10 protein-coding genes are annotated in these 12,140 nt (G+C 45.3%); 3 read left to right on the top strand and 7 right to left on the bottom strand.

The window, feature by feature from the left end; genetic code table 11:
- Positions 1–57 precede the first annotated feature (57 nt).
- Positions 58–1,347: a phosphopyruvate hydratase gene (gene eno, locus A4R26_RS02745; protein ID WP_081159811.1), complete on the bottom strand. Its 1,290-nt coding sequence runs from the start codon at positions 1,345–1,347 to the stop codon at positions 58–60.
- Between the two features lie 264 nt (positions 1,348–1,611).
- Positions 1,612–2,535, bottom strand: a complete 924-nt coding sequence (gene gldA, locus A4R26_RS02740) for a gliding motility-associated ABC transporter ATP-binding subunit GldA (protein WP_081159807.1) — start codon at positions 2,533–2,535, stop codon at positions 1,612–1,614.
- 294 nt (positions 2,536–2,829) lie between these two features.
- On the opposite strand from gldA, the gene A4R26_RS02735 reads away from it, so the two are divergent.
- Together A4R26_RS02735 and A4R26_RS02730 are read left to right on the top strand one after the other, a co-directional pair.
- Positions 2,830–3,123: a hypothetical protein gene (locus A4R26_RS02735; protein ID WP_133054514.1), complete on the top strand. Its 294-nt coding sequence runs from the start codon at positions 2,830–2,832 to the stop codon at positions 3,121–3,123.
- Between the two features lie 202 nt (positions 3,124–3,325).
- A complete protein-coding gene (locus A4R26_RS02730) occupies positions 3,326–4,678 on the top strand; it encodes a SulP family inorganic anion transporter (RefSeq protein WP_081159801.1) in 1,353 nt (450 codons plus the stop codon).
- Between the two features lie 65 nt (positions 4,679–4,743).
- Here A4R26_RS02730 and A4R26_RS02725 read toward each other — a convergent pair whose 3' ends face one another.
- The 5 genes from A4R26_RS02725 to A4R26_RS02705 form a co-directional block, all read right to left on the bottom strand.
- Complete coding sequence (locus A4R26_RS02725) at positions 4,744–5,379, bottom strand: carbonic anhydrase (protein ID WP_081159797.1); 636 nt, start codon at positions 5,377–5,379, stop codon at positions 4,744–4,746.
- 94 nt (positions 5,380–5,473) lie between these two features.
- Entirely contained in the window at positions 5,474–7,087 is a 1,614-nt protein-coding gene (locus A4R26_RS02720) for a SulP family inorganic anion transporter (RefSeq protein WP_081159792.1), read from the bottom strand.
- A gap of 193 nt (positions 7,088–7,280) precedes the next feature.
- Positions 7,281–7,658: a hypothetical protein gene (locus A4R26_RS02715; protein WP_081159787.1), complete on the bottom strand. Its 378-nt coding sequence runs from the start codon at positions 7,656–7,658 to the stop codon at positions 7,281–7,283.
- 220 nt (positions 7,659–7,878) lie between these two features.
- Positions 7,879–8,118 (bottom strand): DUF6814 family protein, encoded by a 240-nt coding sequence (locus tag A4R26_RS02710; RefSeq protein ID WP_081159783.1) that lies wholly within the window; start codon positions 8,116–8,118, stop codon positions 7,879–7,881.
- Positions 8,119–8,139: 21 nt separating this feature from the next.
- On the bottom strand, positions 8,140–9,696 hold the full coding sequence (locus A4R26_RS02705; RefSeq protein WP_081159771.1) for an MFS transporter: 1,557 nt from the start codon (positions 9,694–9,696) through the stop codon (positions 8,140–8,142).
- Positions 9,697–10,185: 489 nt separating this feature from the next.
- On the opposite strand from A4R26_RS02705, the gene acs reads away from it, so the two are divergent.
- A complete protein-coding gene (gene acs, locus A4R26_RS02700; protein WP_081159768.1) occupies positions 10,186–12,099 on the top strand; it encodes an acetate--CoA ligase in 1,914 nt (637 codons plus the stop codon).
- Positions 12,100–12,140: the final 41 nt, after the last annotated feature.

The following is a 12,140-nucleotide window of genomic DNA, read 5'->3' as shown; positions in this document are numbered from 1 at the left end:
CAGGGCTGTTAAAACATGATTCCCTGAAACTTGTAACCTGTAACTTGCAACTATTCGTTATTTACCAAATTTAATTCTTCCTTTGGGATAAATGGCGTTCTCACCCAGCATTTCTTCGATACGGAGAAGCTGGTTGTATTTTGCCATACGGTCGGTACGGCTGGCAGAACCGGTTTTGATCTGACCGCAGTTCAGGGCCACAGCCAGGTCGGCGATGGTTGTATCTTCTGTTTCACCGCTACGATGGCTCATGATAGAAGTATAACCATTGGTTTGCGCCAGTTGCACTGCATTGATGGTCTCAGTTACAGTACCGATCTGGTTCACTTTAATAAGGATACTGTTGGCAATACCTTTATCGATACCTTCCTGCAGGCGTTTTACATTGGTTACATACAGGTCGTCACCTACCAGCTGGCATTTGCTGCCGATTGAGGTAGTGTGGTTTTTCCAACCTTCCCAATCGTCTTCGGCCATACCGTCTTCAATTGAAACTATGGGGTATTTTTTAACCCAGTCGGCCCAATAAGCCACCATTTCATCGCTGCTGATGGTTTTGCCTGAGCTTTTATAGAATTTGTAGGTTTTCTTTTCTTCGTCGAACATTTCGGTGCTGGCAGCGTCCATTGCAATGCCTATTTGGGTGCCGGCTTTGTACCCTGCAGCTTCAATGGCCTGCAATACGGTTTCAATTGCTTCTTCATTGCTTTGAATATCAGGAGCATAGCCGCCTTCGTCACCTACATTGGTGCTGTAACCTTTCTTTTTAAGAATGGTTTTCAGGTTGTGGAAGATCTCCACGCCCCAACGCAAGCCTTCGCTGAATGAGGGAGCGCCGATAGGAACGATCATAAATTCCTGGAAATCAATTTTGTTATCAGCGTGTGCACCGCCGTTGAGGATGTTCATCAGGGGCATTGGCAGAACGGTAGCGTTTACCCCGCCGAGATAACGGTACAAAGGCAGGTTGCTTTCTTCTGCTGCAGCTTTGGCAACGGCCATAGAAACGGCTAATGTAGCGTTGGCGCCCAGTTTGGCTTTATTTTCAGTTCCATCGATCTTGATCAGGAGGTCGTCGATGTGTGCTTGTTGTACTACTTCAATACCAATCAACTGGTCGGCAATAATTTCATTTACATTTTTTACTGCCTGCAACACGCCTTTACCCATAAAGGTTTTCTTGTCGCCGTCGCGCAGTTCAACTGCTTCGTGTTTACCGGTTGAAGCGCCGCTCGGAACGGCAGCTCTTCCCAAAAATCCGTTGTCAGTAACTACATCTACTTCAACAGTGGGATTGCCGCGACTGTCTAAAATCTGGCGGGCATGAATGTCTGCAATGTAACTCATGATTGGTATTAGTTTAATTGTTTGTCTTTTATATGTATTGGTTACTAACTGATGCTGGTATTGAGATCTTCCAGTACTTTGGTCCACGCTTCAAGATCTTCCGTTTCTTCCCAAAGGGCCTTAAGTTCTGCATTGGGTTGAACGCTGTCAATAGCCTGTTTGCTTTTAGCGATCCAGGCTGTTTACCGAGGTGCAAAGAAACAAAGTTTGCAGTACAATCTTCTTTCTCCGGCCTTATTTTTAGCGAAGAAGAAGAAAGCTGCTCTATGCGGTTGCTGTATTGGTTAAACTTCTAAACACATCTTCAAGGCTTTGTCCACCAGATTGCAGGGAAACAATATTGAGGTTATGCTGAAGGGCCAGTTCAAGCAATTGCCTTTTGGCGTCACTGGCATCGCGGCATACCAGTTCCCATTCATAAGTGCCGAGCTTGTTTACCGATTGAACGCTGTTCAATCTTTCGAGCCAGGCGGCTTCCAGCTGTTCTTTAAACGTAACCTTCAACAGGTTGTTGTTATTTACCTGCTGGCGCAGATTACTTAATTTATCATTGGCTACCAGTTTGCCGCGGTTGATAATGATAACGCGGTCGCAAATGGCTTCCACTTCCTGTAATATGTGAGAAGAAAAGAGAACGGTTTTGTTTTGTCCAAGGGTTTTTATCACTTCCCTGATCTCGATGATCTGGTTGGGATCTAAACCGGTGGTGGGTTCATCGAGGATCAACACTTCGGGGTCGTGAATAAGGGCTGCTGCAAGACCCACACGCTGTTTATAGCCTTTTGATAGCTGGCCAACTTTTTTTTTGCTTTCAAGGCTCAGGCCAACTGTTTGTATCACCGCTTCAATACGGTCTTTTTTCGACCTGGGCGCCACATGGTGCACATCGGCGATAAAATCGAGGTATTCGCGAACATACTGATCGTAATAAAGCGGGTTGGCTTCGGGCAGGTACCCGATAGAGGCCTTGGCCTGCAGGGGTTGCTTTTTTACCGGAATGCCCGATACTATGGCTTCCCCTTCATCCGGTTGCAGATAACCGGTGATGATCTTCATAGTGGTGGATTTACCGGCGCCGTTAGGACCTAAAAAGCCAACGATCTCCCCTTTAGTTATGGTAAAGGAGATATTGTCGATCGCTTTTTGCTCACCATATAGTTTGGTAAGGTTGTTTACTTCAATTGACATATGTAAATGTGCAAATTATGCCGATGTGAGCGCAAAAACGCAAAAGTGCAGCTGCACCCGGCCATCGGCCAGGCACAAATATAATGCACCAGTAGCTAATTGGCTAATTGTCAAATTGCTAATTTGGGTAAGGTGTCGATTTAAAACGGGTTAACGGTCGTTTGTAATATGTATAAGCAGTTGAACTAAATTCAGGCTGTAGTTTCAACAATGGGTTTATAATCCGGGTTTCCTGGTTATATTTAAAAGAGCGTGATTAATTAATCTTCATCCTTATTGGGTAAAGATGCTGAAATGCGATTTTTTGTGATCATAGCCGCTATACTGCTCTTTGCTGAATACAGTAACCTGAACCAGTTATTCAACGTAGCTGAAATGGAAACCGTTTTATTCTGCGAAGAAGCAGAATCTGAAGAAGAGAACAAGCAGGAAAAAGACAATAAAAAATGCAAATTCGATAAACACTTCTATTACTTCGATTATTCAGGCCTGTTAATTTCCATCGCTGAACAAAAACAATCCTTTCATAGGTCGGGCCTTTGTCTCAAAGGTCATTGCGCGCTTATAGACCAGCCTCCCGAAGCATGATAAAAACGGATCATCTTTTGTATTGTGCCGGAATGAAAAGCGGGAATAATTGCTTTTTTCTAAAAATATACCGCTGCGTGTTTAATACCGATATGTATAACCCTGCACTATACCTGTATTATGTCGTTTATGGTTCCGTTAGTATTGGTTCGCTGTCATTATAAGAATCGTTTGCAGTTTCTGAAATATAACACACTTTGTTATGAAAAGCACGCATACCGGGTCTGAGAGTAAACTTAGCCGTATCGCTTTTTTTATGAATCCGATCGACGGACGTTACGAAGACCTGTTGAAAGGAAACAAAAAGCTCAATATCATCAAGGACCTTACCGCGGGTTTAATAGTTGCCATGGTGGCAATTCCGCTGGCTATGGGATTTGCCATGGCTTCGGGTTTAAGGCCCGAACAGGGCATCGTTGGAGGAGCCGTGGCGGGTTTGCTGGGAGCCCTGTTCGGTGGTTCAAAATATCAGGTATATGGCCCAACGGCTGCTTTTATTCCGGTTATAGGCGGACTGATGGCAACCTATGATCATAGTTTTCTTGTGCTGGTTTCAATATTGGCTGGCGGGCTGCTTATGATCTGTGGGGTTGTTAAGTTTGGCCGCATAGTGACGCTGGTGCCGCATTCAATTGTGGTTGGCTTTACCATCGGTATTTCGATTGTGATCGCTTTTTCTCAACTGGGAGAAATATTCGGGTTTAAAGAAAAAATAGGATATGGCCTTTTGCGGCAGATAGAACGTACCGTAAAATATTTACCCGATGCCAACTGGTATGCGTTTGCCCTTGCGCTGATTACGTTTGCGCTTTGTAAAACCTTAATAAAGTTGTCGGCATTTATTCCGGCCCCGCTTATAGCACTGGGGTTTGGCTGGCTTGTAAGTTCCACTTTGTTGAAAAACAACGGGCTTATTCTTATCGAAGATAAATACGGCGCCATACCAACCAATTTTGCGGTATTCACAACGCCGCAATTGCCGGCCTTAACCGTTCCTGTAGTATACGACATCGTATATTACGTGCTGGCGATATTTATTGTAGCTGCCATTGAAAGTTTATTATGTTCCCGGATGGCCGACAGGCTGGCAAACAATACCGGCACCCCTTACAATCCCAATAAAGAATTATGGGGCCAGGGTATCGTAAATATTATAACGCCTTTGTTCAACGGTTTTCCGCATACCGGGGCTTTGGCAAGAACGGCGGTTAATATAAAAGCAGGGGCCGTTTCGCCGTTATCGGGTATTGCGAAATTTACATTCAAATTACTGATGGCTGCTTTTCTAGCCACTTATCTCGAGCAGGTGCCTATGGCCTGTATTGGCGGAGTACTCTTATATGTGGCAAATGGAATGGTGAAACGGGGAGAGATCAAAGAAGTGTACAGTTCGCGAAATCCGTTTCATATCATATTGATGATCTATACGGCTGCTGCAGTGCCCCTTTGGGGGTTTATGCCGGCGGTTTTAACGGCGATCATGATTTTTGTAATAATGGTAATGCTGGGCTGGGTAAAGAAACCGGTGATTCAGGATGTTCGTGTATCTGTGTAAGTAACGAGCCCGGACCAGGGGCCCAGGCTCGTTAGCCGATATCTTATTAAAATGGTGTGCACAACCTATAGGTTATCGTATTCATATACCGGATCGATATGCGTACCGGCTTTCATTTCAAATACGGGTTTTATAAGCCCGTCTTTCAGGCCATATACCCATCCATGTAAGTCGGGGGCGTTATTTTGTTTCCATGCCCGTTGAATGATGGAAGTTTTAGCAAGGTTGTTCACCTGTTCACGTACGTTCAGCTCAACCAGTCGGTCGGTGCGCTGTTCTTCATCTTTTATCTTGTTCAGCTCTTCGCGGTGGAGGCGGTATACGTCTTTGATATTACGTAACCACATATTCAAAACGGGTTGGAAGTCGCTTTGAGTGGCTGCCGCTTTTACTCCGCCACAACCATAATGGCCGCAAACGATCACGTGTTTAACTTTGAGGTGATTTACTGCATAATCGAGTACGCTCAGCAAATTCACATCGGTGTTTACTACCATGTTGGCAATATTGCGATGTACGAATATTTCGCCTGGTTGTGTACCCGTTATTTCATTGGCCGGTACCCGGCTGTCGCTGCAACCGATCCATAAAAACTCAGGTGTTTGTAAATGAGCCAGCCGGTTAAAATATTCCGGATCTTCACTAACTTTCTCCGACGCCCAGGCTTTATTTTCCAGCAATAATTTTTCGTATGTTTCCATGTTCTGTCCTTTTGATCTTATAAAATTAATCAACCTCTGGTTATCGATCGAATGGTTTAGCTAAAAAGCGATGGCCATTGATGAATGGTAAAGGTTACACTGCTACCGGTTCTTCCTCTACAAACGGTTTAGCGTGTACTTTAACATTAGACCCATTGCTTGAAAAGCCCTGGTCTTTATGATTGCTTTTTTTCAGTTCCACCGTTATTCCCTTCAATGGAGCGTGTTTCAGGAAATCTTCAATTACTTCAATAATATCCTTATCAATAAAATCGGCCCGGGTTGCATCGATAAGCACGGATGAATTTTCCGGAACCTTTTCAAGCCTGTTCTTGATAATTGGTTTGTTCAGGAACGATACGTCTTTACGCAAACGGAACAAATATCTGTTGGCATCGCTTACCACCAGAACGGCAGATCTGAAGTTACTGCGAATGACGAAGAACATGCCAACAACACAGCCGATCAGAATACCCTTTAACAGGTCGGTAAGCAAAATGGCCACTATGGTAAGGGCGAAGGGCAGAAATACATCCCAGCCTTTCTTATAGAAACTCACGAATAAAGACGGTTTGGCCAGTTTATAACCTGTAAATATCAGGATAGCTGCCAGTGCCGATAAGGGTATAAGGTTAAGTAATTTAGGTATGAATGCCACAGAAAGCAATAAAAGCACACCATGGAAAATGGCCGACATCTTGGTTTTGGCGCCCGAGTTGATATTGGCTGAGGTTCGTACAACCACAGACGTTATAGGAAGGCCACCAATTAAACCCGATACCATGTTACCGGCACCCTGGGCCATCAACTCGCGGTTGGTTGGCGTTACCCGTTGATAAGGGTCGAGGTCGTCGGCTGCTTCAATGTTCAGTAAGGTTTCAAGGCTGGCCACTATGGCAATAGTTAAAGCGGTGGTCCATACTACCGGATTCGTGATATAGCTGAAGTCGGGGCGGGTGAAGAATGAAAGGAACCCTTCCAGAGACGTAGCTACCGGTATTTTCACCAGGTGCGATTCTTTGATGGCAAACCCCGCTGCAGATGTTTTAAATGTTTCATTTATTATTACCGCAACCAATACTACGAGTAATGGGGCGGGAATCAGTTGCAGGATCCTGGCTTTGGGGGCAATGATTTTTTCCCAAACCACCATGATGGCCAGGGAAACAAGGCCAATGATAAGCGCTCCGGGAAGAAGATGGCGTAAAGCGTCGTAAACTCCGCTGAAAGTGTTGTCGCCATCGGCCTGGTTAAAACTTTCGTCACCGGGAGGATTGGCGTCATAACCAACCAGATGGGGGAATTGTTTCAGGATCAGTATGAGACCTATGGCGGCCAGCATGCCTTTGATAACGCTGGAAGGGATATAGTCGCCGAGGATACCGGCTTTTATGATACCCAGTACAATTTGAAATACGCCACCCAGCACAACGGCTAACAGGAAGGCTTCAAATACCTGTAGTTTACCGATGGCCACTATCACAATGGCTGTTAAACCGGCTGCAGGTCCGCTAACGCTTAACTGCGAACCGCTCAAAGCACCGATAACGATACCACCTACCATACCGGCGATGATACCTGAGAATAAGGGAGCGCCAGATGCCAGGGCAATACCCAAACACAGGGGAAGCGCAACGAGAAATACTACTACAGAAGACGGTAAATCATTTCGCAAGGCGCTTGCGGATTGTTTTACTTTTTTAACCATATAAAATGTTTTATGAGAAGCACATGGCTTGCCCGGTTTGACAATAAGATACCAGGTTGAATACAAGGTCTGCATCTGGAAACAAATGCTATTTAGCCAGATGTACAAGTCATATCAACAAGCAAAATCGTTCCCCGTACGGCGGGGATGAACTTAAAGAACATTAACTGCAATGGGAAAAATAATGATATGGTTAAATTTCCGGAGGGGGGGAAAAGGATTCCGGATGAAAAATGCAAAGTTTTTCAGCTTCATGAACTTTATGCTGAAAGAACATATTGATCCAGTCTGGATTTACAGGACTGTGATAAATGTGCAGGAATTCTTCAGAGATAGAGACAGGCGCATCGGGCGATTTTTCATCGGGGCCGGCCGGGTTGCCGCCGTTGCAGTCAACCCCCGTTTCCTCATCACAATCGGCGTCGATGCACGAAATTAGTACCGTGCCGGCATCTTTCGACAAATACAAAAAATTTATACTGGTTATCCATACCAGCAAAAGTATCATGGCACCAGCCACGATCCTCTTCGCAACGGACACCGTATATTCTTTTTGTATCTCTTTATTCATGCCTTTTGTTAACGATGCAAAAATAGCTTTTCATTTCTAAGGGGACAAACGTTAAATTTTGTTAACAATTGTCAGTTTAGTCCACAAAAACTGTGCAATAAGGGTAATTGACAGGCAATAATGTATATTATATTATTGCGTGGTTATCGGGTTCATTTTTCAGCCTGTAACAGGCTAAGTCGTTCAGGCCCGTGAAAAAGTTGCGCCTGAAATTATTCCCTTATATTTCTTTCGAATTGACGGGTAAGTGGTCATATTCACCCTTTAACGAATAATACCCAAAAATTACCATGCCAATGGCAATGGGTAAGAAAATTATTACGAATACCGCCCACTGGATAATGGTATTGGTATCGGGACTTTTACCAATTTCACCGGCGGCTGTTTTAATAAGATAGAGTATAGCGAATGGGCCAAGCAGTATCCATACAATTCCCAGCCATTTTTTTACCTGATTCATTTGGTTCGCTTTAAATATTATTTAATCGTTAACGTCGGGATCGATACGGTTCGAGATATAAATAGCGCCTATTATAAAACACACGGCGCCGATAATGATGGTATACCATAAACCCGACAACTTATCCGATAAATGGATAGTTGTTAAAAGGGTTGCAATGAATGGCGTTAAGCCGCCGAACACGCCATTCCCGATATGGTAGGGCAGAGACATGCTCGTGTACCTGATGCGGGTGGGGAACAGTTCCACCAAAAAGGCAGCAATAGGCCCGTACACCATGGTCACATACAGTATTAATACAAACACCCATCCTATAAGTTTACGGTAGGTCCAGGTATCTACCTTTTTTTCGTCGTAATACGTGAATTGTTTTGTAACGGCGGCCCGGGCCGGGTCTTTAAATAGCGAATCAACTTTCACTTCATGAAAAACAGCGCCATCGCTGTAATGAACTTCCCAAATGCTTTTATGAACCGAATCGGTGGTTGTCTTTTGTTTGGGTATCAGTTCTGTTTTTTCGCCGATAAACTTCCGGTGGTCAGTTAATTCTGTTTTCCCTGTTGGCTGCGTTAAAGTGAGCATTTGTTTAAAAATAAACTGATAACTGCATATCGCCACCAGCATACCTATCAACATGATCCATTTACGGCCGATCTTATCGCTCCAGCCGCCAAACACCACAAAGAACGGCGTGGCGAACAGGATACCCCAGATAAGGATCGTTCGCGACTGATCGAAATTTATACGGCAAACGTTTTCGAGAAAAGACTGCGCATAAAACTGGCCGGTATACCAAACAACGCCTTGTCCCATGGTGGCGCCAAACAGGGCTAGTAAAACCATTTTAAGATTGGCTTTATGGCCAAAGCTTTCTTTCAACGGGTTTTTTGAAACTTTGCCCTCCGATTTGAGCTGGGCGAACAAAGGCGATTCGTTCATTCGCAATCGAATGTATATAGATACGCCTACCAGTAAGATGGAAACCCAGAAGGGTATGCGCCATCCCCAGTCGTTAAAGCGTTTGATGGACGTTTCGAGATCGGGCGCAAGAAAGTGGCGGGTTATTAATATTACACCCAGCGAAAAGAAAAGGCCGAGGGTAGCGGTTGTCTGGATCCAGCTGGTGTAATACCCGCGCCGGTTCACGGGCGCATGTTCGGCTACATATGTTGCAGCGCCGCCATATTCACCACCCAACGCAAGACCCTGTACAAGACGAAGCAACAGTACAAGCAAGGGGGCTGCAAAACCGATAGTAGCGTACCCGGGTACCAGGCCAATGGCGAAGGTAGAACCGCCCATAAGGATCAGCGTCAGCAAAAAAGTATATTTCCTGCCAATAAGGTCGCCTAAACGGCCAAATACCAATGCACCAAAGGGCCGCACGATAAAACCGGCTGCAAATGTTGCCAGTGTTGATAAGAGAGCGGCCGTTGGATTTTCTTTGGGGAAGAACTGATCGGCAATCACAGTTGCCAGACTACCGAAAATGTAAAAGTCGTACCATTCGATCAAGGTCCCTACTGAAGAGGCAGCAATCACCTGCCAGATAGTTTTGGATGCTGAAACTTGCGTCATATGGGAAGCGGTTTTTCACCTGTTTAAGCTATAAATATAAGGAACAGGTTTGAACATACAAGAGCGAAGCAGTAAGATTCAGAATAAAGGAATACATGTTATACAATTAACTAACAAGTGTAAGGTTCACAATTCACAGTTCATAGTTCACAGTTCATAGTTCACAATTCATAGTTCATTGTTCATAGTTCTCAGCTTATAGTTCACAGGCAAGGCGCAGGCGCAGGATACGAGGTACAAAGTGCTATGTGTGCGCGTGAATATGCTAGGCCTCAATAATAAATCATCAATCGATTGCGCAGGAGGCAGCCATAAAAATAATTTTCAATTACATGATTACAGTTTGTACGCACTTAGCCCCTGTATATGTGAATAAGAGCAGCGATGAAAATGTCAGACCTTGTTTCCTGTGCCTTTTTTCTTGAAGCTTGTTCCTTTTTCTTCGTATTTTAACGCCCTAAATTTTTAAAGGGGTTAAACCAGATTGTTATGTCATATCCTTATCAGGTAAAAACAGCAGACCAATACAAGGCCGCGTATGAAAAGAGCGTTAACGATCCCGAAGGATTTTGGGGTGAAGTAGCTTCCGGTTTCTACTGGCGTAAAAAATGGGATAAAGTGCTGGAGTGGGATTTCAAACAGCCCACTATAAAATGGTTTGCCGGCGGCAAACTGAATATTACAGAAAACTGTCTCGACCGTCACCTCGACACCTTAGGCAACACTCCTGCCATTATATGGGAATCAAATGATCCTGAAGAGCACCACCGCATACTGACCTACCGCGATCTGCATACCAAGGTGATGCAATTTGCAAACGTGTTAAAGAACAACGGCGTTAAAAAAGGCGACCGGGTTTGTATATATATGGGCATGGTGCCCGAACTGGCGGTTGCGGTACTTGCCTGTGCACGCATCGGCGCTATTCACTCCGTCATTTTTGGCGGATTTAGCGCACAAAGCATTGCCGATCGCCTGCAGGATGCGAAGGCCGAATTTGTTGTTACCTGCGATGGCGCCTTCCGCGGCAATAAGGAAATTCCGCTTAAAGGTGTAATTGACGATGCGCTGGTACAATGCCCGTTCGTGAAACGCGTGATCGTATTGACCCGTACCCGTACACCTGTTTCGATGATCAAGGGCCGCGATGTTTGGTGGGAAGATGAGATCAGGATCGTTGAAACACAGGGCAGCCCCGAATGCGCGGCTGAAGAAATGGATGCGGAAGATATGCTGTTCATATTATACACTTCCGGTTCAACCGGTAAACCCAAAGGGGTTGTTCATACCTGCGGCGGATATATGGTGTATACCAATTATAGTTTTGTGAACGTGTTCCAGTACCAGCCCGGCGATGTGCATTTTTGCACGGCTGATATCGGCTGGATAACCGGTCACAGTTATATCGTGTATGGTCCGTTAAGCGCCGGCGCCACTTCGCTGATGTTTGAAGGTATTCCTACCTGGCCCAATGCCGGCAGGTTCTGGGATATCGTTGACAAATTCAATGTGAATGTATTGTATACTGCGCCAACGGCCATCAGGTCGTTGATGGGTTTTGGCCTCGATCCGTTGAAAGGGCATAGCCTCGATTCGCTGAAAGTATTGGGAACCGTGGGTGAGCCTATCAATGAAGAGGCATGGCACTGGTACGACGAGCATATCGGTAAAAAGAAATGCCCCATTGTAGATACCTGGTGGCAAACGGAAACCGGTGGCATCCTTATTTCGAACCTCGCCGGCGTAACACCTGCCAAACCGGCCCATGCCACATTACCGCTGCCCGGCGTACAGCCGATACTGGTAGATGAAAATGGAAAAGAAGTTACAGGCAATTCGGTTAGCGGTAATCTTTGTATCAAATTCCCCTGGCCGGGAATGCTGCGCACTACCTATGGCGATCATGAGCGCTGCCGCCTGAACTATTTCGCTACTTACGAGAATTTATATTTTACCGGTGATGGTTGTTTACGCGACGAGGATGGCAATTATCGTATAACCGGCCGGGTTGATGATGTGTTGAATGTAAGCGGCCACCGTATTGGAACTGCCGAAGTGGAGAATGCCATCAATATGCATGCGGGTGTTGTGGAAAGCGCTGTGGTAGGTTATCCGCACGATATTAAAGGGCAGGGCATCTACGCTTTCGTAATATACCAGGGAACGCATGGCGACGACACGCTGGCCCGCCAGGATATCACCAAAACAGTATCACGGATCATTGGCGCCATTGCCAAACCCGATAAGATACAGTTTGTAAGCGGCCTTCCAAAAACAAGAAGCGGTAAAATTATGCGCCGGATCCTGCGTAAGATCGCCGAAGGGGAGGTTGATAAATTAGGTGATACAAGTACGCTGCTCGATCCTGCTGTTGTGGAAGAGATCAAAAACGGAAGATTGTGATTCACAGAAGATTCATAGTAAAAAGTCCTGTCACGGCTCAT

Origin of the sequence: Niastella populi, from assembly GCF_002078015.1 — a bacterium.
GTDB classification, from domain to species: domain Bacteria; phylum Bacteroidota; class Bacteroidia; order Chitinophagales; family Chitinophagaceae; genus Niastella; species Niastella populi.
This window is presented reverse-complemented; position numbering and strand designations above follow the sequence as displayed.